The organism is Streptacidiphilus jiangxiensis, assembly GCF_900109465.1.
GTDB lineage: Bacteria > Actinomycetota > Actinomycetes > Streptomycetales > Streptomycetaceae > Streptacidiphilus > Streptacidiphilus jiangxiensis.
Window position 1 is genome coordinate 78,195 of sequence record NZ_FOAZ01000005.1, and the last position, 25,555, is coordinate 103,749.

Sequence of the window (25,555 nt, forward strand, 5' to 3'; positions counted from 1 at the left end):
TCCGGAAGGTTGCCCCGGTCGCGAAGAATTCTCAGCCGATGCGGTAGACCGCCATGCGGCCGTTGTCGTAGACGAGTGTCGCGAGGGTCGCCAGGGCCGGCGACTCGTGGCCGATGCGGCGGTCGACGACGACGAAGCGCACGTGGTACCGGGTGTGCAGGCGCTGCAGCAGCGTGGCGGTCGGGTCGGTGACCGCCGCGTCGTTGAGGGCGAGGAGAGCCGGGTCCCAGAAGGCCGTGTCGGTCGAGCCCTGGACGCGGGGGGCGAAGGCCCAGCCCTCGACGAGCACCGAGCGCTCCGAGTACCCGCTGAGCCAGAACGACTCCATGGTCGTGCAGGAAGCCTGCGGGTGGGCGAAGTCGTCGTGGGTCACGCAGTGGGAGTTGGTGGCCAGGACGTCGTCGGGGGAGCTGTGGTCCCGGATCCAGCGGGCCGCGTCCACCCGGGAGGCGGGCAGCGGGTAGGCGCCGAAGGAGGTGAGGCCCGCCGTCGGGTGGGCCATGTCGAGCAGCAGCGTCGGCGCCCCGGCCAGCAGCGCGCCGGTCAGCAGGACGACTCCGCCGCGTCGGCGCAGCCCGGCGAACCCGGGGAGGCGGCGCGAGGCCGGTCGCCAGAACAGGCCGACCACCACGGCGACGACGGCGAGTGCCGCGGCCGCGCCCAGCAACGGGAGCAGCGGGCTGTAGCTGTGCTGCTCGTGGTTGCCCGCGAGCAGGTCCTCGGTGACCAGCTGCCAGCGGTGCGCTCCGGAGTCCAGCAGCACGGTCAGCAGCGCGACCCCGGCCACGGACACGGTCGCGAGCGCGACCTTGGCGGTGCGCGAGAACGCGGCGCGGTCGAACGCCTCGCAGTAGCCCCAGGCCGAGGCCAGTACTCCGAAGGCCAGTCCGGCGTGGGTGAAGTAACTGGCGTTCCAGCCGTTCAGCGCGAGGAAGGCGGCCGGGCCGACGACCGCGCCGCCCAGGAGCAGCCACTGGACCGGCTCCATGCGCAGCTTCCCGCGCCACAGCAGCGGCAGCGCGCCCGCGACGCGCAGCTGCGACTGGAGGAGGAAGGCCAGGCACACCCCGGCCACGACCACGGCCTGACCGGTGGCCGACCGCAGGTGGTGCGGGTCGGCCCAGTAGCCGCTGAGGTTGGACAGGGGCTCGACCGCCAGGCCGTAGCTCTGGAAGTCGAAGATCACGGCGGTGGCGAGCAGCTGGGCCGCGGCCACGACCGCGCCCGTCCCGACCACGTCCCACGGGATGCGGCGGTCCCGCACCAGCAGCACCAGGCCGACCAGGGCCAGCGCGCCGAGCGTGACCGGCAGGGAGGTGGCCTTGGCGGCGCTCGAGGCGAGGGCGAACAGGGCCACCAGGGCGTAGCGGCCCGCCCGGCCGTAGCGCGGCACCGCCGCCCGCCGGCTGCCGGCCCGCCCTTCGCCGGCCCGCCCTTCGCCGGCCAATCCCTCGCCGGCCAGTCCGTCGCCGATCGCCACCACGAGCGCGAGGAGCAGCGGCTGGCAGTAGGTGAACGACAGGCTCGCCCACACCATCACCGACACCTCGGGTGAGCCGAACGGGTAGGAGCCCGGGCCCACCGCGTTGAACTCGCCGACGGCGAAGAAGAGCAGCCCCGCCACCGGCCCGGCCCAGGGCCTGCCGCTGAGCCGCCACGCCACGACGGCGATGACGGTCATGGTGAGTGCGGCGAAGGCCGGCGCCATCAGCCGCAGCTCCACGACCGGCAGGTCGATGTGCCCGATGCTGCTGCTCATCGCCATGTTGGCGAAGGCGAACCAGTGGTAGGCCAGCGGTTCGCCGGAGACCTGGGGGAGGGTCAGCGGCACGTGGTGCTTGGCGTCGCCCGCGAGCGAGAGGAGGTAGGAGAGGTCGATGAACTGCTTGTTCCTCTCCCCGGCCGCCGGGTCGGGGAGGATCGCGTTCACGGCCAGGAACACCCGGTAGAGGTAGGCCGTCGTGAACGCCACCGTGCCCGCCACGGCCCAGGACCAGCCACGGGAGGGCGTGGCCGCGTAGGCGCGCGGCCGCCAGTGCCGACGCAGCCGGGGGACCAGCGCGAACGGCACGACGACGGCCAACGGCCAGGCGACGGCGGCCGACTGCCAACCCGGGCCGGTGAAGACGGCCCAGGCGACCAGCTCCAGCACCAGGCCGGTCACCGCACCCAGGCTGAGGTCCTCCACCAGCGTGTGCGGGGTGCGCTGCAGCGCCCGGTAGACCAGTGTGCCGGGCAGCAGTACCGCCCAGCCCGCGTAGAAGCTGTACTTGGCGAGGTCGAGCGGGGCCGTGTGGCTCGCCAGCAGTGCCGCGTAGAGGAACGCGAGGGCCGTGCCGGCCGGGGCCCAGCGGGAGACCGCGTCGAGGCGCCGCGGGGCACGCGCGGTGGTGGCGTCGGTCGTGGAGGCGGGAGCCTCGGCCTGGTGCGTGGCCATGGTCGCCGCTCAGCCGACCTGCGCCGGGACGGACACGGTGACGGCGGGGACCTCCACGACGTCCGCGAGGTCCGCCGAGTCGGAGCCGATGAAGTAGGCGGGCCGCCCCTGCACCGCGGAGTAGATACGGCCGACGTACTCGCCGAGCAGTCCGACGCAGACCAGTTGGACCGCGCCGAAGAAGACGACGGCGACGAAGAGGGAGGACCAGCCGGGCACGGTGACCCCGCGGACCTGCTCGATCGCGGTGTAGACGCCGAGGAAGAAGGCGAGCACGAAGCTGCCGAGGCCCATCCAGGTCGCCAGGCGCAGCGGCGCGGCGGAGAAGTTGGTGATGCTGTCGACGGCCAGCCGGACCATCTTGGACAGCGGGTACTTGGTGCTGCCGGCGACCCGCTCCTCGCGCTGGAAGGTCACCGAGGTGCTGCGGAAGCCCAGCCAGGGCACCAGCAGCCGGTAGACCGGCTGCGCCTCGGGCAGGGAGGTGAGCGCGTCGACGGCGGCACGGCTGAGCAGGCGGTAGTCGCCCGCGTGCTTGGGTATCTCGCGGCCGACCAGACGGTGCATCAGCGAGTAGTAGGCGCCGGCGGTGCTGCGCTTGAAGAAGGTGTCGGAGCTGCGGTCGTCGCGGACGCCCTGGACGATGTCGTAGCCCTCGCGGGCCAGGGCCAGCATCTCGACGATCTTCTCCGGCGGGTCCTGCAGGTCGGCGTCGATGCTGACCACGTACTGGCCGAGCGCGCGGTGCAGGCCCGCGGTGAGCGCGGCCTGGTGGCCGGAGTTGCGGCGCAGCCGCACCACCCGCAGCTGCGGCCACCGGGACTGGAGCAGGGTGAGCACCGCGGCCGTGTCGTCCGTGCTGCCGTCGTCCACGCCGACGACCTCGTAGGTCTCGCCGATCCCGTCCAGGATCGGTCGCAGTCGCTGCACGGTCAGCGGCAGCGCGTCCTGTTCGTTGTAGATCGGGATGACGACGGACAGCAGTGGCGCGGCTGGAGCGGACATGAGGTTGAGACCCGTTCCGTTTCCGAGATGGGCGGCCTCACGGGCGTGTGGGAACGGCGCTCGTGGGGCTGAGGGCGCGTCAAAGTACCAGGCGTAAACGCTGTCTCCGTGAACGAATAGCGGCGAATGCGCAGTGTTTGACCGATCCCTGATGATTAGTTCGATTGGTTCTTATGTAATTCTTACCGCAGCACCAAATGTTCCACAGAAATTGCCGTTCTGTGCCCGGCCAAGAGGCCGGAAGTGGTGGATTTTCCGCGTCTTGTATGACTATCGTCTCCGGGCTAGTGGAGGGTGTACCGCCTTTCCCTGATCGCCGGATGCGAGAGTCGTCTTGACCACTACGATCCCCCCGCAGGCCTCTTCGACAGACCCGAGGGCCGAGTCGGGTGCACCAGTCGGGCGTCTGCCGGAGCCGAACCCGAAGGCCCGTCCGCGCCTGTACGTCCTGGACGGTCTGCGGCTGGTCGCCGCACTCGCGGTGCTGTCCTGGCACTGGATGGGAGTCCAGCGCTGGCCGGCGATCTGGCACGGCAGGAGCGGCCACCTGATGCCGCTCGGGCAGTCGGTCGGCGCCTACGGCTGGCTCGGCGTCGAACTCTTCTTCCTGATCAGCGGCTTCGTCATCTGCATGACCTGCTGGGGCCGTTCCGTCGGGGACTTCGTGACCTCCCGGGTCACCCGGCTCTTCCCCGCGTACTGGGTCGGGGTGCTGCTGACCTCCGCGGTGCTCTACCTGGTGCCCAACCGGTGGGGCAACGACCCCACCCGTCCGTCGATCACCCGGGTCCTGACCAACCTGTCGATGGCCCACGCGCCGATGGGTGTGAGCGACATCGACGCGGTCTACTGGACCCTCTGGATCGAGCTGCGCTTCTACATCATCTTCGGCGTCGTGGTGGCCTTCGGGCTCACCTACCGCCGCGTCCTGGCCTTCTGCGGAATCTGGGGCTTCCTGTCGCTGATCTCGGCCTCGGTGAACTTCCCCGTGCTCGACGCCGTGGTGCAGGCGCAGTACGCCTGGTACTTCATCGCCGGGATCGCGCTCTTCCTGATGTACCGCTTCGGCCAGAACCTGCTGCTGTGGGGCATCGTCGGATTCTGCTGGCTGATGGCGCAGAACAGGATCTCCATCCTGATGCACACCAACGAGGGCGGCGCGGGCTACCACCTGTCCTGGAAGGTCACCGCGGCCGTGGTGACGCTCTCCTTCGCGCTGGTCGCGCTGGCGGCCGTGGGCGCCTTCAACTGGATGAACTGGCGCTGGCTCACCGTCGCCGGGGCGCTGACCTACCCGCTCTACCTGATCCACCAGGAGATCGGGTTCGAGATCATCACCCGCCTCAGCCGGCACCTGCCGCCCTACCCGACCGTCGCCGTCACGCTGGCCGTCATGCTGACCGTCGCCTACGTGCTGCACCGGCTCGTGGAACGGCCGTTGGCGCCGCTGCTCAAGCGCGGCCTGGCCTCGTCCTTCGCCGCCGTCCGCCGGAACGGGGCGCTGTCCGATGTCCGTTGAGGCAGCCCCCCTCACGTCGGCCGCGCCGACCCCGGCGGGCCGGAGATCGCCCGGCTACGTGCTGCCCAACTGGCTGCTCTGGCCGGGCCTGGTGGCCGCGCTGTGCGCGATCGGCTCGTTCGTGGCCTACGAGCACGTCCACGACTTCGGCCTCCGCGACGACCAGCTCGACCTGCAGGTCTACCGCGACGGCGGCCTCGCACTGCGGCACGGACACCGCCTCTACACCGCGAACTACACGTGGGTGAAGCTGCCGTTCACCTATCCGCCGTTCGCGGCGACCGTCTTCGCGGTCGCCTCGCACCTCTCCTTCGCGCACCTGATCACCGTCATGACCACGGCCTCCGTGGCGGTGCTGTTCGCAACCGCCTGGCTGGCCTGGGGCCGGCTCGGCCACCCGGTCTCCGCCGGACGGGCCGGCGCCGCGCTGCTGCTGGGCGCCGCCGCGCTGTGGACCGAACCGGTTCAGCAGACACTCGGTTTCGGCCAGGTCAACCTGCTGCTGCTGTTCGCCGTCGTCGCCGACCTCTGCCTCCCGGACCGCTTCCGGGGCAAGGGCGTCGGCGTGGGCCTGGCCGCCGGCTTCAAGCTGGTGCCCGGCATCTTCATCGCCTACCTGCTGCTGACCCGCCGCTGGCGGGCCGCCGCGGTCTCGACGGGCACCCTGGCCGTCACCGTCCTCGGCGCCTACGCGCTCTTCCCGCACGAGTCGGGGCAGTACTGGGGCGGCCTGTTCTGGGACTCCTCCCGCGTCGGCGGCGTCGACTACCTGGGCAACCAGTCGCTGCACGGCATGATCGACCGCGCGCTGCGGGGTGGCGCCCAGGTCCAGCACCTGTGGATGCTGGCCGCAGCCGTCGTCGGCCTCGGCGGCCTGCTGCTCGCGGCCTGGCTGAGCCGCCGTGGCCAGGAGCTGGCCGCGATCTTCACCGCCGGCCTGGTCGGCCTGCTCGCCTCACCGATCTCCTGGTCCCACCACTGGGTCTGGATCCTCCCCGCCCTGGTCCTGGCCACCGACTGGGCCCTGCGCCGCGCCGACCGCACCAACCGCCTGCTCGCCCTCCTCGCCCCGCTGTCCCTGCTCCTCCTCTTCGCGGCCTGGCCGCGCCAGGACCCGTCCCACGGCCTGCTCGCGTCGGGCCTGATCTGGTGGGTTCCGTACAACCAGAACCTCGAGTACCACTGGACCCTGTCGCAGATCCCGCTCGGCGAGATGTACACCCTGCTGGGCGTGGCCTTCCTCGCCGGCCTGGCCCTCCATGCCTGGCGCACCCGAAGGCATCCGCGACGCTGATCCCCCGACACTGATCCACAGACCCGGTACACTGAGCCGGTGGCAGGGCCCTGGCCCTGCCAGTGGCCTCATTAGCTCAGGGGATAGAGCACGGCTCTCCTAAAGCCGGTGTCGCAGGTTCGAATCCTGCATGGGGCACACGCGCGAACGCCCCGGACCGATCACGGTCCGGGGCGTTTCTGCTGCCCTCTCCGGGTGCGGAGTGGGGCGGGCGGTGCTACTTGTGGGGTGAACACCGTGGTCGGCCCGGATGGGGTGATCGTCATGGGTGCAGCCGGAAGTCCGTGGCCGTTGATCCACGCGGAGCGGAAGGCGTTGTTGGACGACCTGGAGGGCGTCGGGTCCGCGCCCGGGGTGTGGGGGACGCGGTCGCTGTGCACCGAGTGGAGCGTGCACCAGGTCCTCGGGCACATGCTGTCGACCGCGATGATGACCCCGCCGAGGTTCCTGGGGGAGATGGCCAAGGCGGGGTTCAGGTTCCCCAGGTTCGCCGACGCCGGGGTCGCGGCGTGGACGAAGCCGACGCCGCAGGAGACGATCACCGCGTTCCGGGCGGTGCAGGACCGAACGACCTCGCCGCCGGGGCCGGTCGAGGCGATGCTCGGGGAGGCCGTGGTGCACCCCGAGGACATCCGGCGCCCGCTGGGCCTGCGGCATGTGTACCCGGAGGAGTCGCTGGTGCGGACCGCGGACTTCTTCAAGGGGTCGAACCTGCTGATCGGGGCGAAGAACCGGATTGCCGGGCTCCGGCTGCGGGCCGACGACGTCGGTTGGACGCACGGGGACGGCCCGGAGGTGCACGGCCCGATGCTGTCGCTGGTGATGACGATGACGGGCCGGGCCCCGCATCTGGACGACCTCGGCGGGGACGGGCTCGGGACGTACCGTGCCCGCTTCTCCCACTGACGTTCGCCCGGTGACCGACACGGGCGGGTGGGTTCTGTCCGTTTGTGTGTGATCCGTGCCCGATGCGTGTTGAACGAGGCGCCACCGCCGGGCGAACAGCAGCTCGGGCACGAACAGGAAAGCTTCCTCCCACCTCACACTGGTCCAGCACCTGTTCCACAGACAACTGGGTCAGCCGAAGCACACTGAGGGGGGTGCCGGCAGTGGCGGAAGTGCTGGTCGGCAAGGGGCGGTGCACGGCCGGACGGGCGGGCAACGGTCTCTACGGCTGGCGGCTCAAGGCCGTCAACGGGCGTGTGGTCGGGGTCTCCCCGGCGCAGTACCGGACCGAGGAGGCCGCCTTGACGGCCTGCCGTCGCTTATCCGGTGAGGGGGTGGAGGCGCACGCCCGGATCGCGCACGTGCACGAGGGTGTGGGCTGGGTCTGGACGGTCACCAAGGGGGAGGGTCGGACACTGGCGCGCTCCCCGCGTGCGTACGAGCGGTACGCGACGTGCCGCAAGGCGCTCGGGGTCTTCATCGCGCTGCTGGACGCCGAGCGGGCCGAGCGGGTCGAGCGGGTCGAACAGGGCGAGAGAGCCGAACGGGGCGAGCTGTGAGCGCGCGTCGTCCGGCCGTACGGATGCCGCGCGTGGTCACCGTGCGCGGCACCGGCGCCCAGATGACCTGGACGTTGTTGGCCGCCAACGGTCGGCCGCTCGCCACCTCGGCCCACCTCTTCGCCGGGGCCGAGGAGTTGGCTGCGGCGCTGCGCGAACTGCACGCTGACCGTAGGGAGTTGCGCTTCGGCCTGATGCAGCCGCCGAGCGGTCGCGCCTGGCACTGGACGGCGTACCTCCCGGCCCGCCGTAGTGACAGCCAGCAGCGGCAGGCGGTGGCCAGGAGCGCCCGAGGCTACCTGCGCATGGACCAGTGCCGACGCGGCGCCGAGGGGTTCACCGCGGCGCTGGAGTTGGTGAACATCGCGTGGCCCACAGGCACTTGAGTCCCCACCGGGAGAAGCACGCCCGGTGTGCCAGGGCTCCGACGAACCGCCGCTGAGCTGGGCGGACCTCCGCGGACCGGCGCCGACCGCGGGGGTCGGGTTCCTTGTCGGCCGTGGGCGCTCCGGCAAGGCTCTACCCCGGCCGGAGCCCGAACCGCGGCTCCGGGTACGCAGGTACGACCCGCCCTCGTGGAGGACCGGAACATGCGCACGCTCCGCCCGTCGAAGCCGCTCCTTGCTGCCGCCCTCGGCTGTGCCGCCGCCCTGCTCGCGGCCGGCCCGGCCCTGGCCGACCCGTCCGTGACCCCCGCCGCGACCGACATCGTCGGTGTCGGCTCGGACACCACCCAGGCGCTGTTCAACCAGCTGTCGACCGACTACACCGGCACCCCGCACCTGTACAGCTGGGACGCGACCGGCACCAGCCCGATCACCCCGAAGACCGGCGCGAGCAGCATCGCCCGCCCGAACGGCTCCAGCGCCGGCATCACCGCGCTGGCCGCCAACACCAGCGCGACGATCGACTACGCCCGCTCCTCCCGCGGCCCGAAGATCGGCTCGGACCCGACCGGCCTGTCGTTCATCGCCTTCGCCAAGGACGCGGTCTCCTGGGCCTCCGAGAAGAGCGGCGACGCGCCGACCAACCTCACCACGGCGGACCTGAAGTCCATCTTCACCTGCACCTACACCAAGTGGAACCAGATCACGGACATCTCCGGGTACACCGGTTCCGCCAACACCATCCAGGCGTTCCTGCCGCAGCTGGGTTCCGGCACCCGCTCGTTCTTCGAGTCGGTCATCGGGATCACGGACGCGCAGGTCGGCTCCTGCGTGAACCAGACGGTCGAGGAGAACGAGGGCACCAACACCCTGCTCCAGACCAAGGACTCGATCGTGCCCTACTCCGTGGGTCACTACATCGGCCAGGTCTACGGCGGCCACACCACCACCACGGACGCCCCCGGCCCGCTGGTCGTCCAGGAGACGAACGGCATCGCGCCGATCGACACCACCAACAAGGTGATTTCCTCGGCCGAGGCGAGCAGCCCCTACGCCCGCACCCTCTACAACGTCGTCCGCACCGCGGACTGGAACAAGGGTGACGCGCACGCCACGGCGCTGAAGGCGATCTTCGGCTCCACCGGCTACGTCTGCAAGAACACGAAGGCCGTGGCCGACGTGAAGAGCTACGGCTTCCTGCCGCTCGGCCTGTGCGGCGGCATCACCACCACCTGATCCATCACGCCGTCTGATCGACACGGCATCCGACGGGTCGGCGCCTCGGCGCCGGCCCGTCACCTTCTGCCCGTGACCGTCCGCGTACGTCCCCTGGGTTCCCCGCGTTCCCGGCCTTTCCAAGGAGTGACCATGCAGATCAAGCGCATCGCCGTCCCCGTCGCCGCCCTGGCCGTGATCGGCGCCGTCGCCGCGTCCGCGCCCTCAGCCATGGCGACCACCCCGGCCTCCGGCAGCCTGGTGCTCACCGCGAGCACGGCCTACGTCAAGAGCGCGCTGATCGAGGGCATCGGCGCCGTCGTCGGCACGCCCGCGTCGGCGAGCTACAGCACCACCGGCGGCGTCTCCGCGACCTTCCCCGTCACCGGCGGCGACCTCAACCTCAACGGGTACTCCGGTGCCGCGCAGTTCGGCGGCTCCATCGTGGTGATCGACGCGCGGCAGCACCGCACGGTGACCTTCACCCAGCTCGCCTTCGACGACCTGTCCGGCACCGTCACCGGCGTCCCGCAGGGCAGCACCACCCCGGTCGCACTGCTGGACCCGAGCGGCGACCTGAACGTCACGACGGACGCCACGACGGGCGCGCAGACGCTCACGGCCTCCGAGACCGACCTCGACCCGGCCGCGGCCACCTACCTGGACCACGCCCTGTGCACGGCCTTCTTCAAGGCGGGCACGGCCGTCGGCGCCCTGACGCTGACCTTCACCCCGGCGTCCTGAACCCACGCCCATGACGGAGGGACGGCCCGTACCAGGGGCCGTCCCTCCCGCCACGACCCGAGCCGTCACGTTGGCGCCTCATACACCTGGCGGACCGTCACATGTCATGTGCAGCAGGCGAAATAGGCCACTGACGAGAAGGGAGCGGGGATGGGATCGAGACATGTGCGCGCGGGCGGACTGTTGGCCGCCATGTTCGGAGCGACGCTCCTTCTCGTGGCCGGAGTGCTGCCGCAGGCGGTGACGGCCCAGGCGGCCCCCGCGGCCGGAGCAGCGGTCGCAGCAGCGGGCGGGAGCGCGGTGACGGTGCAGGGGCCCCCGGTGTGGCAGCCGGCCAAGGGCACGTACGGGCCGCGCGGCACGGTGACCGTGGCGCAGACCCGGAACCTGACCGACCAGGTCGTGCACGTGAGCTGGACCGGGTTCACGCCGACGGTGAACAGCGACGGCTCGCCGGCCCTGGTCGACCCCGGTGTGGCCAACGTCCAGGTGGCCAGTTCCATCTTCTACGGCGTGCGGGTCTACGAGTGCCGCGGGACCACGCCCGCCGTCACCGACTGCTACGGGAGCACCCAGTACGGGGCGACCGCGAGCAAGGGCTTCCAGCAGCCGCAGCCGCCGGCCGGGTCGACGACGCCCGAGTTCCCCTCGAACGAGGTGCTGGCCGTCACCCGGCCCGACGGCACCGGCGAGGCGGACATCGAGGTGTGGACCGCCCACGAGAGCCAGACCCTGGGGTGCGACCCCAAGCACGCGTGCTCCCTCGTGATCGAGCCCAACTACGGGGGCGACGCCATCGGTGTCGCCCAGTTCCTCGGGGCCGCCAACCCCGGCTGCGGCAACCACACCTGGGACACGGACATCCCGGACGGAGTGACGGAGGCATCCGACGCCAACTTCGCGGCCTCGGACTTCGAGACGACGAACGCGGACGGGGAGCAGTGCGCCTGGAACAACCGGGTCGTCGTGCCGTTGGGCTTCGCCTCGACACCCACGGACTGCCAGGCGCGGGCGGCCGACTTCTCCGTGCAGGGTCTGGAGATGGCCTCGCGCATCATGCAGTCGTGGCGGTCCGGCTTCTGCCAGGGGAGCAGCCCGATCTCGGTCCAGTACACCTCGACCGGCGGTGAGCCGCAGGCCCGGCAGGCGTTCCTCAACCGGGTCGGCCCGGACGTCGCGCTGACCGCCTACCCCGACACCTCGCCGGCGCCGCGCCCGTACGTCTACGCGCCGCTGGCGACGAACGGGATCGTGGTGGCGTTCCGGGTCGACGACAGCAAGACCGGGGTGCCCATCACCTCGATGAAGCTGAACGCCCGACTCCTGGCCAAGCAGCTCACGCAGTCGTACGTGGGCAGCATCAACCCCGACGAGTACGACTCGACCAAGGGCAATCCGGCCTGCATCTACGAGGACCCCGAGTTCCTCAAGCTGAACCCGACGGGGACCGACGGGCCGAACTGGCCCTCCTGTTCCTCGGCCAACGCGGGCGCCGCGCTGCCGATCGTGGTCGGCGGCACCACGGACCTGGTCCAGCAGCTCACCAGCTGGATCGCGGCGGATCCGGACGCGGCGTCGTTCCTGGCGGGGCAGCCCGATCCCTGGGGCATGCACGTCGACACGCACTACCTGAAGCCGGCCTTCGCCGGGTATCCGGTCAACGCGTTCATCCCGCAGGACCAGTCGGCGTCCACCGGGACCGGTGACCCGAAGCCGAGCAAGACCTACGAGTGGGTCCCGCAGCTCGGTGGGCTGGTCCAGGTCGCGCGCGGCATCCTGGCGGCGCAGCCGGCCTCCCTGCAGTGGTCCCCGGACCAGACCGGTAACCACCCCCGGATCACCCCCGAACTGGTGGGCAGCCGCTCGGTGATGGCCGTCGTGGACGCGGGCCAGGCCGCCGCGTTCTCGCTGCCGCAGGCGCAGTTGCTGAACCCGGCCGGCGCGTACGTCGGGCCGGGCACCGCGTCGCTCGGCGCTGCCGTCGGCGACATGGCGACGAACCCGTCGACCGGTACCGCGATGCTGCCGTACACCTCCCCGTCCAGCACCGGGTTCGCCACGGACAAGCAGGCGTATCCGCTGACCACCGTGCAGTACGCGATGCTGCCGACGCAGGGGGTCCAGGCCGCGAAGGTCGCGAAGATCGTGGCCTTCCTCGACCGGGCCGGCAGCCCCACCGGGGGTCAGCAAGCAGGCTTCCAGCCGGGCCAGTTGGCGCCGGGGTTCGTGCCGCTCACGGCCGCGCAACGGGCGCAGCTGACCGCGGCGACCTGTGACCTGCAGCGGCAGGACGGGCAGAAGCCGGGTAACCAGAGCGCCACCTCTCCCTGCTCGAACCGGTCGGGCTCCGGTGGCGGCGCCGGAACCGCCGGGACCACCGGCGGGGGGACCGCCGGCGGCACGACCGGCGGGACCGCGGCGGGAACGACCGGCGGAGCCACCGGCGGGACGGCGTCGGGAACGGGGACGTCCGGTGGGGCCAAGCCGCAGGCGCTCGCCTCGACGCAGCCGGTGGCCGTCGGGACGCCCGACCTGAACCGGGTGGGGGGACAGCGGCTGCTGCTGCCGATCCTGCTGATCGCCGGCGCGGTGCTGCTGGTCGGCGGCCCGGCGACGCTGGTGCTGACCGGGACGGACGCGGGCACGCAGCTGTGGCGCGGCAGCCGGCGGACGTGGCGGTCGCTGCGCGGGCGGGTGACCCGTCGTGGCTGAGGCGGTGGTGGCGCCGGGGGAGGCGGCGGAGGACCGGCCGCGGCGGATCGTCGCACCGGTGACCCCGGCGGACCGGCTGTTCCGCAGCGGGCTGCGGGCCGCGGGGATGTCGGTGTTCGTGATCATGGGCCTGGTCGCGCTCTTCCTGCTGCTGCGCGGACTGCAGGCGCTGCGGGTGGCCGGGGGGTCCTTCTTCACGCAGACCGCCTGGAAGCCGGGGTCGTTCGGGGTCGCGTCGGTGCTGCCGGACGGCGTCATGATCGCTGTGGTGGCACTGCTGATCGCGGTGCCGGTGTCGCTCACCACCGCGGTCTTCATCTCCGAGTACGCGCCGCTGTGGCTCCGTTCGTTCCTGATCAGCCTGGTGGACCTGATGGCGGCGATCCCCAGCATCGTGTACGGCCTGTGGGGGTTGGTCTTCCTCCAGCCGAACATCGTGGGCCTGGTCCGGTGGATGGCCCTGCACCTGGGCGGGTTCCTGCCGTTCCTGCACGTGCCCGAGGCGGACATCCCGTCCTCCTACACCTCCTCGACCTTCATCGCGGGCGTGGTGGTGTCGCTGATGATCACCCCGTACATCACCTCGCTCAGCCGCGAGGTGATGTCCCAGGCGCCGCGCGGCGAGCGGGAGGGCGCCTACGCGCTGGGCAGCACCCGGTGGGGGATGGTGCGCAGCGTGGTGCTGCCGTACTCGCGGGGCGGGATCGTCGGCGCGGTGATGATCGGCTTCGGCCGGGCGATGGGCGAGACCATCGCCGTCGCGCTGATCATCTCGCCGAACTTCTCGGTCACCTGGCACGTGCTGCAGAACGGCGCCAACTCGATCCCCTCGCTGATCGCCCTGCGCTTCGGCGAGTCCGACGACCTCGGCCTCTCCGCGCTGATGGCGGCCGGCCTGGTGCTGTTCGCACTGACCCTGGGCGTCAACGTGCTGGCCTCGACGATCATCAGCCGCTCGCGCACCGGCGCGGCGACCGCCGACTGACGGGCAGGGAGGGGGAGAGATGGCGACGACCACGTCGCAGGCGCCGGTGGAGTCCGGGGCCGAGCCGCGACCCGAGGCGCCGGCTCCGGCGGCACCCGAGCGGCGGATCCGCGTCGGCGGGCTGACCGGACCGGGGGTGGCCTCGCTGCTGGGTGCCCTGGGCGGCAGCCTCGCGCTGACCTGGCTGCTCTACGAGCGGATCCTGCCGCTCAGCGGCGGACAGGGATTCCTGCTCGCCTGGTTCCTGCTCTTCAACGCGCTGTACTTCCTGGTCGGCCGGACCCAGTGGGATCCGCGCACGGCCCGGGAGAACTCGGTGCGGGCGCTGGCGGTGAGCGCGGGCGCGCTCGTCGTCACCATGATCGGCTTCCAGATCGGGTTCGTGGCCTGGAAGGGCTGGGACGCGGCCCACCACCAGAACTTCTACACCCAGGACATGGAGCACTCGGGCGCGCTCTCGCCACTGGACTCCGGCGGGGCGTTCGACGCGATCGTGGGCACGCTCGAGCAGTTGGGCCTCGCCACGCTGTTCTCGGTCCCGCTCGGGATCGCCACGGCGGTCTACCTCTCGGAGGTCGGCGGGCGGGCCGCGCGGGCGGTGCGGACGGTCGTCGAGGCGATGACGGCGCTGCCGTCGATCGTCGCCGGCCTGTTCGTGCTCGGCGTGGTGATCCTGACGCTGGGCCTGCAGAAGAGCGGTTTCGCGGCTTCGCTCGCGCTGTCGGTGATGATGATGCCGATCATCACCCGCGCCGCCGAGGTGGTGCTCCGGCTCGTGCCGGGCACCCTGCGGGAGGCCTCCTACGCGCTGGGCTCCAGCCACTGGCGCACGGTGTGGACGGTCGTGCTGCCGACCGCAAGGCGCGGCCTGGTCACCGCCGTGCTGCTGGGCATGGCCCGCGGCGTCGGCGAGACCTCGCCGGTGCTGCTGACCTCGGGCTTCACCTCGCACACCAACTGGAACCCGTTCAGCGACCACCAGGTCAGCCTGCCGCTCTACATCTGGAACTACGTCCGTCAGCCCTACCCGTACATGGTGGCCCGCGGCTTCGCGGCCGCGATGGCGCTGATGGGGATCGTGCTGCTGCTGTTCGTCACCGCCCGCCTGCTCGGAGGGCGCACCACCAAGGAGGGGACGCGGTGAGAAGGCATCGCACGCGAAGCACACGAGCCCGGCTGCTTCTGCTGCTGGCGCTGCTGCCGGCCCTGCTGATGACCCAGAGCCAGCAGAGCTGGGCGTCGACCTCGCTCAACGGCGACGGCTCCAGCTGGGCCGGGCCCGCGCTGGACCAGTGGCGCCAGGACGTGGAGCCGCAGGGCATCGTCATCAACTTCACGCCGATCGGCTCGGCGGCCGGACGCAACCAGTGGGAGCTGGGCCAGGACGACTTCACCGCCTCCGACGTGCCGTTCCGCACCACCGCCGACGCGGGCGCCGGCTCGGGCGGCACCAGCGGGGCCGGACAGCCGGAGAACCCGACCTTCGGGTACTCCTACGTGCCGGTCACCGCGGGCGGCACCGCGTTCATGTACAACCTCAAGCTCGCCGGGCAGCAGGTGCGCAACCTGCGGCTCTCGCCCGACACCATCGTCAAGATCTTCACCGGCAAGATCCAGTACTGGGACGACCCGGCGATCACCAACGACTACGGCACCCAGCTGCCGCACATCCCGGTCACCCCGGTGGTGCGCTCCGACGGCTCCGGCGCCACCGCCCAGTTCACGCGGTGGATGGAGCACACCCACCAGAGCGAGTGGGACGCCTACTGCCGGGCCACCGTCGGCGTGCCCTGCGGCGACTACACCGAGTTCTACCCGCCGTCCGGCCGCATGGTCGCGCAGAACGGCTCGGACGTCGTCGCCAACTACATCCAGTCGCCGACCGGGCTCGGCACCATCGGCTACGACGAGTACGCCTACGCGCTGCGCGCCAACTGGCCCGTGGTCAAGGTGCTCAACCCCGCCGGGTACTACTCGCTGCCCACCGCCTCCAACGTGGCCGTCGCGCTGACGGCCGCGAAGATCCGCGGCGTCGACGACAGCACCCCGCCGAGCGACCCGAACTACCTGCAGCAGAACCTCGACGGCGTCTACACCAACAGCGACCCGCGCTCCTACCCGATCTCCAGCTACAGCTACCTGATCGTGCCCCGCGCCGGGGCCGCGCTGCCGGTACCGCCGCGCTTCGACAACGCCAAGGGTGCGGCGCTCAGCCAGTACATCGACTACATCCTGTGCGCCGGGCAGGGCGAGGCGCCCCAGCTGGGGTACTCACCCATCCCGCGCGGGCTGGTGCGGGGTGGACTGCTGCAGGTCCAGCACGTCCCCGGGCAGGTCGGCGGCGTCGACCCGAACACCCTGCGCAACTGCCCCAACCCGACGTTCAACTCCGCCGGACAGCTGACCATCCTGCAGAACGCTCCGCAGCCCAACCCCTGCGACAAGCTGGGCGCGCCACTGACCTGCGGCGGCAGCAGCGGCGGGACCAGCGGCGGGGCGTCCGGCGGGACCGGGGGCAGCGGCGGCGCGAGCGGGGGGACGGGCGGGACCGGCGGCAGCGGCGGCGCCTCCGGCGGCAGCGCCGGGACCGGCGGGACCATGATCGACCCGCAGACCGGCCTGGTCGTCCCGGTCGGGGGCGGCGGCACCGGGGGCGGCGCTGCTGCGGCGCCGGGGACGGTCGTGGAGTTGGCGGGCCGTCAGGACGACTGGACGCTGACCTCGTTGACGGCCGTGGAGCTGATCGCGGTGGTCTCGGTGCCGCCGATCCTCGGCGCCTACCTGCGGCGGCGGCGCCGGAGCGGGGGAGCGGCCGGATGAGCGCCGTCGTCACCGAGCCGTCCACGGCGCCGGTCGCCGCGCCGGCCCCCGCCCAGGCCGCTCCGGCGCCGCGTTCGCGGCTGCGGCGGGCGGTGCTCGGCATCGCCTACGCGGCCAGCCTGCTCGGCACGCTGCTGTTGGGCTTCGGAGCCTTCCTGTTCACCCTGAGCGGGTTCCAGGAGGAGCACTACCAGGCCACCGTGCACCGATCGTTCGCCAACGACCTCGCAGGCGCCGTCGCGCCGACCGGCAGCGCCCCGGACGGCGACCCGGTGGCGGTGCTCGACATCGGCGCGATCGGGCTGCGCGACGCCGTCGTGGTCGAGGGCACCACCGCCCGCGACCTGATGCGCGGGCCCGGCCACCGGCGCGACACCGCGCTGCCCGGTCAGAGCGGCGCCGCGGTGCTGTTCGGGCGGCGCACCGCCTTCGGTGGCCCGTTCGCGCACCTCGGCGCGCTGCGGCCCGGTGACCACATCCAGGTCACCACCGGGCAGGGCCGGTTCAGCTACGTCGTCGACGGCGCGGGGACCGGCAGCCGGCCGTTCCACGACGCGGCGACGAACCTGCTGGTGCTCGCCACCGCCGACGGGTCCTGGATCCCGACCGACACGGTGCTCGTCGACGCCCACCTGGAGGGCACGCCCGTGCCGAACCCCGGCGGGCGCCCGGCCGTCGTCCCGGCCGACAAGGCGCTGGTCGGCCAGCCGGACGCGGTGGCCCCGCTCCAGCTGTGGACGCTGGCGCTGGTCGCGGCCGTGGTGCTGACCGTCCTCGGGGTCTTCCGCTGGCGGCGCTCGGCCACCTGGCTGGCGCTGACGCCGGTGCTGCTGGCCCTGCTGTGGGCCGTGTACGAGAACGCCGCCGCGCTGCTGCCCAACCTCTACTGACGACCCTCACGACACTGACGACACCGACGACGCTGACGAGCGGGAGAACCTGATGACCGACGCCGATCTCGCCCCGACGGTCCAGATGCCCGCGGTCCAGGCCGCGACCGCGACCGGTACGCACGGGCTGGAGACGCGGGCCGTCTCCGCCTGGTTCGGCGAGCGCAAGGTGCTCGACCGGGTCTCGCTGACGATGCCCGCCGGGCAGGTCACCGCCCTGATCGGCCCGTCCGGCTGCGGCAAGTCGACCTACCTGCGGCTGCTGAACCGGATGCACGAGATGGTCCGCGGCGCGGGCCTGGCCGGGGAGGTGCTGCTGGACGGTGACGACGTCTACGCCCCCGGCCGCCTGCCGGCCTCGGTGCGGCGCCGGATCGGCATGGTCTTCCAGCGGCCGAACCCCTTCCCGGCCATGTCGATCTACGACAACGTCGCCAGCGGGCTCAAGCTCGCCGGGATCAAGGTCACCCACCAGGAGCGCGACGAGCTGGTGGAGACCAGCCTGGTGCGGGCCGGCCTGTGGACGGAGGTCCGGGACCGGCTGAAGACGCCCGGCGGCGCGCTCTCCGGCGGCCAGCAGCAGCGCCTGTGCATCGCCCGCTCCCTCGCCGTCTCCCCGGACGTGCTGCTCATGGACGAGCCCTGCTCGGCGCTGGACCCGACCTCGACCCGCCGTGTCGAGGAGACCATCGAGCTGCTGCGCGGTCGTCTGACGATCGTCATCGTCACCCACAACATGCAGCAGGCGCAGCGCGTCTCGCAGCGCTGCGCCTTCTTCCTGGCCTCGCACGACACCCCCGGGCGGGTGGTGGAGTCGGGGCCGACCGAGCAGCTCTTCGACAGCCCGCGTGACGAGCGCACCTCCGACTACGTCAACGGGCGTTTCGGCTGAGCCCCACCCGGCTCGGTGCGGCTGACCCGGTGCCGGTGACCCGGTGCCGGTCGCTCAGTGCCGGTGCGTCCACTCCGGCTCGACCTTGGCCCACTCGGCCTCCCACGACTTCCACGCACAGGCGTCGATGCGGTGGCGGGCCAGGGCGTAACCGCCGGAGAGCAGCAGGACCGAGCCGGAGAAGATCGCCAGGGAGTAGGTGGCGGCGCTGCCGGCGCTCTGCACGGCGGGGATCGGGTCCGGTTGCGGGACCTCCTTGGCGTCGACCCACAGCGGCACGTGGTCGCCCGGGGCGGTCGCGGGTGGCACGGGGGCCTGGGCGCGGTGCGCGCCGGTCGCGTCGCTCCAGGTGAGCGTCGCCACCCAGGCGTCCACTCCGGCGGAGACGGGCTGGCTCGCGGCGACGGTGTCGACGCGGTGCAGTCCGGCGGCCTGCCGGGCCGCGTCGGCGCGGCCGTCGGCGTAGAGACGGAGCCCGAGCAGGACCGTGAGCGCGACGGCGAGGGCCAGGGCCGAGGCGAAGAGCACGCGCACCCAGAACCGCAGCGAGTCCGTGCGACGGCGCAGGGGGTTGCCGCGGCGCGGCACCGGCGCCGAGGGTTGTGGCGCTACCGACGGTGTGGCCATCCCACCGCCTCCCAACCGCTCCGTCATGTGCAGCGGGGACACCGGGTGCACCCGACCGCATCCGGTTCTATGGTCATGCCCGAGGGCGCCGGATTCAACCCTTGGGGGTGGGCGGCCACTCGATCTTCGTGCCGAAGCCGCGGCCGTTGTCGATCAGGCGCAGCCAGGTGGGCCGCAGCTCCCACAGGGCCGTGGCGGCCAGGGCGGCACCGAGCCGTGCGTCCTGCGTGACGAAGGGGAAGCGCTCCGTGTACGCGGCCCAGGCGGCGGCGCGCTCCTCGCCGCCCTCCGGCAGGCGGCGGACCAGGCCGCGGCCCTGGACGCCGGTCAGTCGCGTCCACTCCTGGCCGTCGGCCTGAGCGGTGAGGGCGACCCGGGGGTCGTCGGCGAAGGCGCGGCCGTGGCGGGTGGTGGCGGCCGTGACGAAGACCAACGCCCCCGCGCCGGTGACCGCGTAGAGGACCGCGCAGGCCTGTGGGCCGTCCGTGTCGGCGTAGGCGAGGGTCAGCGTGGTGTGGGCACGGAGGGCCGTGAGGACGGCGTCGTCGATCGTCACGGCCCCCATGCAACCACCTCTGCTTTCCGCGGGACTCATTCGGGGGCGAGCAGGCTCCAGGTCTGGTTGCTGCCGCCGTCGGCGGGCCACTGGAGCACCGAGGTGCCGTCGGAACGGCCGCTGTTGCTCAGATCGATCAGCTGCCCGTCGTAGGAGCTGCGGAACTGGACCAGGTCGGGGCCCGCGTCCAGGACGGTCCAGCGGGAGTTGCTGTTGCCGTCGTCGTGGTACTGGATCAGCTGCGTGCCCTGGGTCGTGGTCGGCCCGGGGATGTTGAGCAGCTTGCCGCTGTTCGCGTTGACGACGGTGACGGCTCCGCCGGACTGGGCGACGAAGGACCAGCGCTGGTCGGCCTGGCCGTTGTCCTGCCACTGCAGGATCGAGGCGCCGTCCGCGGTGGAGTCGTTGTTGACGTCGATCCGGCCGCCGGTGGCGCCGTTGACGATCCGGTACTGCTGCCCGGGCACGAGGACCGGCACCAGCTTCCAGGTCTGCGAGGCCGTGCCGTTCGCGGACTGCTCCACGACGGAGGAACCGCTGACGCCGACCACCTGGCCGTCCAGCCGGGAGGTGACGGTGTAGGCGCCGGAGCCGTTCGGGGTGAACGTCCACAGCGAGTTGCCGCCCAGGGCGGCCACCTGGCCGTTGCCGACGTTCGCGATCCGGTAGGACTGGTTGCCGGTCGGCGGCAGCTGCCACTGCTGGTCGGTGCCGCCGTCGGCGGCGGCGGTGACCAGCGAGGAGCCGCTGGTGGCGAGGTACTGGCCGGTGCCGGCGTTGACGAGGTCGTAGTGCAGGGTGGCGAAGGCGGCCCCGGCCGCCGGGGTGACCTTCAGCAGCATCGAGGCGTGGCTCGCCAACGAGGCGGAGAACGAGCCGGTGGAACTGCCGAGGTCGGTGCCGGCCCACAGGTCCTGGACGTCGGCTGCGCCGGTGAAGCCGAGGTCGGCGAAGTGCGCGGTGACCGTCGCGGTGCCGGAGCCGAGGTTGAACAGCGCCACGGTGTGGCTGCCGTCGCTGTTCGCCGCCGTCCACACCTGCTGCTGGGCCACCTGGTCCACCGGGTGCGCCGGGACCCCGGCCTGGTCGACGGCGATGACGCGGTCGTTGGTGAGCAGCGCGAGGTCGGCCGGGTCGAGGTTGGTCAGGTCGGTGCCGAGCAGCAGCGGCGCGCCCTCGGCGGCCCACAGGGTGAGCTGGGTGCGGCGCTCGTCGGCCGTCAGGCCGTCGTTCGAGCCGTTGCCGACCTCGACGGAGTCGAGGTCGTTCCAGCCGCCGGGGCCTCCGAACGGGACCCACCTGGGCGCGTCCGTGAACCGCGAGGAGACGCTGTTCCAGCTCGTGAGAGGGTACGAGCCGGAGCCGCAGTAGCACTCCACGTCGCCGTCGATCCGCCAGCCGTTGGCGTACTGGCGCCAGGTGGCGGCGCTCGCGGGGTCGAGGCTGTTGGACAGCTCCAGATGGATCGGGCGGCCGGACTGGTTCAGCGCGGCGGACCAGTGCTGGATGTCGGCCACGTCCCAGTCGCCCACACCGTCGATCTTGAGGTAGTCGACACCGTAGGAGGCCAGCTGGTCGGCCCAGGAGTTCAGGTAGGCCTGCGCGGCGGCCGGGTTCTTGCTGTAGTCGATGTAGTACATCGACCCGGAGCCGTAGTTGTAGTTGGTCTCGTAGGACGAGGTGTTGGAGACGATGTCGCGCGCGTGCCAACTGGTGCCGGCGATGGGCGTGTTCTGGTTGTAGGCGGCGACGGGGATGCCCGGGGTGAGGTACATCCCGAACTTCTCGCCGAGGTTGTGGACATAGGCGCCGACCGCGCCCATGCCGTCGGGGAAGCGGCTGGTGTCGGTGGCCCAGCGGCCGTTCGCGTCCACGGAGTTCGCGGGGTTCAGGTACCAGAAGTCGTCGATGTTGACGTACTGGTAGCCATGGGCGAGCAGGCCGCTGTTCTTCAGCGCCAGGGCCTGGGCCTCGATGTTGGATTCAGTGGGGTTCTTCCGGATGAAGCTCCAACTGCTCCATCCCATGGGCGGCGTGAGAGCGACGCCGTTCGACTCGGCATGCGCCGCAACGGCGCTGCCGGGAACAAGTCCCAGCAGCGCCGTTGCGGTGACGGCCCAGCCGGTCAGGAGTGTGCGGACCCTTCGGTGCATCGATCGTCCTCCGATGACATAAGCCAACAGGACCAAACGAAGTTCAACGCACCGGCATTTCACAGGCTCCGCATGCCTGCGTCAAGAGTTGACGCAGGGTCAGCTCGCCGGGTCAGCCTGCCGGGTCAGCCGACGGTGAGGCGGAACGGGCCCGCGAGGACGCCGTAGCCGTCGTTGGCCAGGTAGTACACGTCGTAGCTGCCGGCCCCGTTCAGCTTGCCGGTGGAGAAGGTGGCCGTGCCGCTCTGGTTGGGGGTGTAGGCCCAGGTGAGCGAGGACTGCGCGCCCGGCTTCACGCCCGCCGGGTAGATGCCGATCCAGTTCTTCGCGCTCACCTGCGAGGTGTCCGGCAGGGTGTAGCGGAAGGTCACGTTGCCACCGTTGCTGACCGCGTTCAGGTCACCGGTCAGCGTCGGGGTGGTCGCGGTGGACGGCACGAACGCGTCGTTCAGCGGCGTCGCGTAGGTGTCGTTCGCGGTCAGGCCCGGCAGGCCGAGCGCCGACTCGATGGTGCGGCCGATGCTGTAGTGGTCGTAGTGGCTCGCGCTGCTGGTGCCGGCCGGCACGGTGCCCTGCGAGCCGACCGCGATGGTGGCGACGTGGTCGTAGCCCTCGTTCTCGCTCTCGTCCCAGGTCAGCAGGATCAGCGAGCGCTGCTGGGTCCAGGCCGGGGAGGACATGATCGGCGCCAGGGTCTGCTGCAGCCAGCCGTCCTGGGTCTTCAGGCTGGTGGAGCTGCCGTTGCCGGAGGACTCGCCGTCGTAGTAGTCGTCGGCGGCGATCCAGGAGAAGTTCGGCGTGGTCGCGGCCGACTTGAGGTCCGTGGTCAGCTGCGTGGTGTCGAACAGGTGCGCCGCGCAACGGGCCTGGTTGCCCGCGATGTCGCTGTAGTTGATGAAGGGCGCGTCGTCCGGCTCGTAGTAGCTGTCGCTGCCGCCCTTGCTGGCGTTGCAGGGCGTCACCATGCCCTGCTCGTAGGCCTTCCAGGTCTTGCCGGCGGCCTCGATCGTGTCGCCCAGGTTCTTCTCGGGCGAGTTGATGTTCGGCCAGTAGGTGGCGCCCTTGGTGTAGGTGTCGCCGCCCGCGATCGCCAGGTAGTTCTCGTCGCTGGGGTGGTAGACGCCGTGCGAGTCGGTCAGCGTCGCGCCCTGCGCCATCAGGCTGTGGATGAACGGCGTGTCCGTCGGGTCGTTCATGACCTCGGAGTAGTCCGTGTTCTCCATCATCACGGTGAACACGTGGTCGTAGCCGGGCACCTGCGAGGCGGGCGCGGCGAGCGGCGCCGGGGCGGTGACGGGGGTGTCCAGGGTCAGCGACAGGTTGTCCAGGTAGCCGGTCTCGCTGGAGGTGGACAGGAACTGCACCTCGACCTGGATGCTGCGGGTGCCGGCCGGGACCGAGCCGGTGGCGGTGCGGGAGAGGAACTTGGTGGCCAGGCCGCGGTCCGTGGCGGAGACCGTCGGCAGCTTGGCCGTCGCGCCGACCGGGTTGCCGTTCGCGTCCTGGAAGTGCAGGCTCACCGCGGCGTAACCGCCGTAGGTGGTCCAACCGCCCAGCCAGCCCGCGAGGTTGTAGTGCACGCCGCCGCCGTCGATCGCGGTGGCCGCCGAGGAGACGTCGACGGTCTGGCTCATCGAGCCGTCGCCGAAGTTGCCGGGGGCGAAGAAGGCCTTGCCCGGGGTGTTGCCGTCGCTCGGGTAGCCGAACGAGCCGATGGAGGAGCACGCCACGTCGATGGCGCCGGCCTGGACCGTCCAGCCGGGCACGGTGGTGGCCGCGCTCCAGTCGTTGGTGCAGAAGCCGCCGGCCTCCGCGTTCCCGTTCACGATCAGGTTGCCGCTGGTCCCCGCCGCCTGGGCGGGGGCGGGGATGGCGACGATCAGTGTGCCGAGGAGGGTGAGCAGTCCGCCAAGAGCGCTTCGGCGCAGTCGCATGGTGTACCTCGTCCCGTCGAGAGGTGGTGCTGGCTGTGCGGCATGGACGGGACATAAGTACAGGCCGCCGTTGTCGGGCGGAAGAATGAACACCAAACTTGGTCAGACAAGTGCGTGCGACTTGACTGGACAAGTGCGCACAGCTTGGCTGGACAAGTGGCTCAGGAGATCTTGCGCCAGACGTAGGCGGCCGACACCGGGACCCCGCGGTACCGCTCCCACTTGGGCTTGCGCGCCACCCAGGCGTCGCCGACCTTCTCCTCGCGCAGCTCCGCCAACGTCCAGCCGGCTGCCAGGCCCGCCGCGACGTGGTCGCCGACGTAGTGGAGGTGGGTGGTGATGGCCGTCTCGGTGCCGTCGGCGGCGGTGAAGTGCGTGGGCATCCCGGCCGTCATGATGAACTGCGGGTGCAGTCCGACCAGCACGAACAGCCCGTCCGGCGCGGCCAGCCGGAACGCCTCCCGGTACAGCGGACGCAGGTCGGGCAGGTGCTCGTCCACCAGGGAGGTCACCACCAGCGGGTAGGCGCCGCCGGACAGCCCGGTGTGCGCGAGGTCCGCCTCGATCAGCTTCTCGTGCGCGCCGCGCGCCCGGGCCCGCTCCAGCATCTGCGGGGTCAGGTCCACGCCGTCCACCGCGCCCACACCCTGCCCGCGCAGCCAGGCGCCGGTGCGGCCGGTGCCGCAGCCCAGGTCGGCGGCGCGCACCGCCTCGTGCCAGCGCGGGACGGCGAGCGAGGCCAGGACGTCGACGTCCATCAGGTCCTCGACGGTCTCCTCGTAGCGCTCCACCCAGCCGGCGTAACCGGTGCGCACGTCCACCACCGGATAGCCACGGGTGTCGAAGTGTGCGCTGAACGTCTGCGAGTGCTGAGAGGGTCGGGAATGCGAGGAGTGGGTGGCCATGTCCGAAGTCTCCGCGACGGGCGGGGTGGTGCGCGAGCGAATTACCCGCGGGCGGCTCAGTCGTCCTCCTCCGCCTCCTCGGCCTCCTGCATCCACAGGTCGGGGCCGGGGTCGCCGCCTTCGGAGCGGACGGTGAGGCGCGCGAGGTAGTGCTCCCAGCCCGCCTGGTGCGGCTCGCGGGCCGGCTCGGGCAGGTTCGAGTGCGTGAGGGTGAGCATCGTCCCGTCGGCCTCGCGGGCGAGGTCGATCTGCACCTTGCTGCTGCCCGGAGGCACCGGGTCGCCCTCGTTCTCCCAGCCCCAGGTGAAGACGATCCGCCGGTAGGGCTGCAGGTCGGTGAAGGTGCCGGCGGCGATGGCGTCGCCGACCACCCGCATCCGGTACTCACCGCCGGGCCGGGGGTCGAAGAAGCCCTCGACGCCCTGCCAGGAGAGCCACCGGTCGTGGTCGGTGAAGAAGGTCCAGATCGTCTCGGGCGTGGCCCTGATCCGCCGTCGGACGACGACGGTGCCCTCGGAGGTGATCGTCACGGCTCCGCCTCCTTCTCGCGCTGTGCCTTGTCGCGCTGCGCCTCTTCGCGCTGTGCCTCCTCGGCGAGGGCGGCCAGGGTGTCCAGCGAGGAGACCCACATGGACTCCAGATAGGAGGCCAGTGGTCCCATCCCAGCACGGTCCGCCCGGTAGTACCGCTTGGTGCCGTCCTTTCGGACGACGACCAGCCCGGCGTCCCGCAGCACCTTCAGATGCTGGGAGACCGCGCCGAAGGTGACCTCGAAGCTGTCCGCGATCTGCCCGGCGGACATCTCGTCGTCCCAGATCAGCCGCAGTATCGCGCGACGCCTGGGCTCACTGATCGCCTTCACCTGGTCCACGGCTCCTATTTTAGTCGCCGCTGCAGCTTGCCCCTCGGGAGGTCTTATTTTAGTGTCGACTAAAGCAAGCGGGACCGGGACAACCCGGACAGACTGAACCACGCA

Annotated in this window: 22 protein-coding genes and 1 tRNA gene; 14 read left to right on the top strand and 9 right to left on the bottom strand. The window is 71.5% G+C overall.

Annotated features, from left to right (window positions below; translation table 11 throughout):
- Window positions 1–31: 31 nt before the first annotated feature.
- Window positions 32–2,437: a hypothetical protein gene (locus tag BMY61_RS11605; RefSeq protein WP_042455639.1), complete on the bottom strand. Its 2,406-nt coding sequence runs from the start codon at window positions 2,435–2,437 to the stop codon at window positions 32–34.
- Window positions 2,438–2,446: 9 nt separating this feature from the next.
- A complete protein-coding gene (locus BMY61_RS11610; RefSeq protein ID WP_042455637.1) occupies window positions 2,447–3,442 on the bottom strand; it encodes a glycosyltransferase family 2 protein in 996 nt (331 codons plus the stop codon).
- A 334-nt stretch (window positions 3,443–3,776) separates the two neighbouring features.
- Between BMY61_RS11610 and BMY61_RS11615 the strand changes: the two genes are divergently transcribed.
- The 14 genes from BMY61_RS11615 to BMY61_RS11680 all read left to right on the top strand — a co-directional run bounded on the left by BMY61_RS11615 (window position 3,777) and on the right by BMY61_RS11680 (window position 18,404).
- Complete coding sequence (locus tag BMY61_RS11615) at window positions 3,777–4,961, top strand: acyltransferase family protein (protein WP_082015461.1); 1,185 nt, start codon at window positions 3,777–3,779, stop codon at window positions 4,959–4,961.
- Window positions 4,951–6,255 (top strand): glycosyltransferase 87 family protein, encoded by a 1,305-nt coding sequence (locus BMY61_RS11620; RefSeq protein ID WP_083555155.1) that lies wholly within the window; start codon window positions 4,951–4,953, stop codon window positions 6,253–6,255. The genes BMY61_RS11615 and BMY61_RS11620 overlap by 11 nt, the downstream gene beginning before the upstream one ends.
- A gap of 65 nt (window positions 6,256–6,320) precedes the next feature.
- Window positions 6,321–6,393 (top strand) — tRNA-Arg (locus BMY61_RS11625).
- Window positions 6,394–6,519: 126 nt separating this feature from the next.
- Window positions 6,520–7,161 (top strand): maleylpyruvate isomerase family mycothiol-dependent enzyme, encoded by a 642-nt coding sequence (locus BMY61_RS11630; protein ID WP_042455787.1) that lies wholly within the window; start codon window positions 6,520–6,522, stop codon window positions 7,159–7,161.
- Window positions 7,162–7,355: 194 nt separating this feature from the next.
- Window positions 7,356–7,760, top strand: a complete 405-nt coding sequence (locus tag BMY61_RS11635; RefSeq protein WP_143094292.1) for a YegP family protein — start codon at window positions 7,356–7,358, stop codon at window positions 7,758–7,760.
- The gene (locus tag BMY61_RS11640; protein WP_143094293.1) at window positions 7,757–8,146 is read left to right on the top strand and encodes a hypothetical protein; all 390 of its coding nucleotides are present in this window, start codon (window positions 7,757–7,759) and stop codon (window positions 8,144–8,146) included. The genes BMY61_RS11635 and BMY61_RS11640 overlap by 4 nt, the downstream gene beginning before the upstream one ends.
- A 204-nt stretch (window positions 8,147–8,350) precedes the next feature.
- Window positions 8,351–9,382 (top strand): PstS family phosphate ABC transporter substrate-binding protein, encoded by a 1,032-nt coding sequence (locus tag BMY61_RS11645; RefSeq protein ID WP_052439232.1) that lies wholly within the window; start codon window positions 8,351–8,353, stop codon window positions 9,380–9,382.
- Window positions 9,383–9,514: 132 nt separating this feature from the next.
- Window positions 9,515–10,105 (top strand): hypothetical protein, encoded by a 591-nt coding sequence (locus BMY61_RS11650; RefSeq protein ID WP_042455620.1) that lies wholly within the window; start codon window positions 9,515–9,517, stop codon window positions 10,103–10,105.
- Between the two features lie 150 nt (window positions 10,106–10,255).
- Complete coding sequence (locus BMY61_RS46070) at window positions 10,256–12,817, top strand: hypothetical protein (protein ID WP_174514559.1); 2,562 nt, start codon at window positions 10,256–10,258, stop codon at window positions 12,815–12,817.
- The gene (gene pstC, locus BMY61_RS11660; RefSeq protein WP_042455615.1) at window positions 12,810–13,802 is read left to right on the top strand and encodes a phosphate ABC transporter permease subunit PstC; all 993 of its coding nucleotides are present in this window, start codon (window positions 12,810–12,812) and stop codon (window positions 13,800–13,802) included. The genes BMY61_RS46070 and pstC overlap by 8 nt, the downstream gene beginning before the upstream one ends.
- Before the next feature lie 19 nt (window positions 13,803–13,821).
- A complete protein-coding gene (pstA, locus tag BMY61_RS11665) occupies window positions 13,822–14,946 on the top strand; it encodes a phosphate ABC transporter permease PstA (protein ID WP_052439231.1) in 1,125 nt (374 codons plus the stop codon).
- A complete protein-coding gene (locus tag BMY61_RS11670; RefSeq protein WP_244904207.1) occupies window positions 14,943–16,622 on the top strand; it encodes a substrate-binding domain-containing protein in 1,680 nt (559 codons plus the stop codon). Before pstA ends, BMY61_RS11670 begins: the two co-directional genes overlap by 4 nt.
- Entirely contained in the window at window positions 16,619–17,512 is an 894-nt protein-coding gene (locus tag BMY61_RS11675) for a sortase (protein WP_042455609.1), read from the top strand. The genes BMY61_RS11670 and BMY61_RS11675 overlap by 4 nt, the downstream gene beginning before the upstream one ends.
- 85 nt (window positions 17,513–17,597) lie before the next feature.
- Window positions 17,598–18,404: a phosphate ABC transporter ATP-binding protein gene (locus tag BMY61_RS11680; protein ID WP_042455775.1), complete on the top strand. Its 807-nt coding sequence runs from the start codon at window positions 17,598–17,600 to the stop codon at window positions 18,402–18,404.
- 54 nt (window positions 18,405–18,458) lie between these two features.
- Here BMY61_RS11680 and BMY61_RS11685 read toward each other — a convergent pair whose 3' ends face one another.
- The 7 genes from BMY61_RS11685 to BMY61_RS11715 all read right to left on the bottom strand — a co-directional run bounded on the left by BMY61_RS11685 (window position 18,459) and on the right by BMY61_RS11715 (window position 25,450).
- Window positions 18,459–19,031 carry an Rv1733c family protein gene (locus BMY61_RS11685; protein ID WP_143094294.1) on the bottom strand — a complete coding sequence of 191 codons (573 nt, stop codon included), beginning with the start codon at window positions 19,029–19,031 and terminating at the stop codon, window positions 18,459–18,461.
- A gap of 94 nt (window positions 19,032–19,125) precedes the next feature.
- Window positions 19,126–19,596, bottom strand: a complete 471-nt coding sequence (locus BMY61_RS11690) for a pyridoxamine 5'-phosphate oxidase family protein (RefSeq protein WP_042455603.1) — start codon at window positions 19,594–19,596, stop codon at window positions 19,126–19,128.
- A 26-nt stretch (window positions 19,597–19,622) separates the two neighbouring features.
- A complete protein-coding gene (locus BMY61_RS11695; protein ID WP_063773358.1) occupies window positions 19,623–21,740 on the bottom strand; it encodes an alpha-galactosidase in 2,118 nt (705 codons plus the stop codon).
- 125 nt (window positions 21,741–21,865) lie between these two features.
- Window positions 21,866–23,674 (bottom strand): alkaline phosphatase family protein, encoded by a 1,809-nt coding sequence (locus BMY61_RS11700; protein ID WP_052439230.1) that lies wholly within the window; start codon window positions 23,672–23,674, stop codon window positions 21,866–21,868.
- Window positions 23,675–23,835: 161 nt separating this feature from the next.
- Window positions 23,836–24,579, bottom strand: coding sequence for a class I SAM-dependent DNA methyltransferase (locus BMY61_RS11705; protein WP_042455600.1), 744 nt, complete (start codon window positions 24,577–24,579; stop codon window positions 23,836–23,838).
- A 56-nt stretch (window positions 24,580–24,635) separates the two neighbouring features.
- Entirely contained in the window at window positions 24,636–25,109 is a 474-nt protein-coding gene (locus tag BMY61_RS11710) for an SRPBCC family protein (RefSeq protein ID WP_082015458.1), read from the bottom strand.
- Window positions 25,106–25,450 carry an ArsR/SmtB family transcription factor gene (locus tag BMY61_RS11715; protein ID WP_052439229.1) on the bottom strand — a complete coding sequence of 115 codons (345 nt, stop codon included), beginning with the start codon at window positions 25,448–25,450 and terminating at the stop codon, window positions 25,106–25,108. The genes BMY61_RS11710 and BMY61_RS11715 overlap by 4 nt, the downstream gene beginning before the upstream one ends.
- Between the last annotated feature and the right edge of the window lie 105 nt (window positions 25,451–25,555).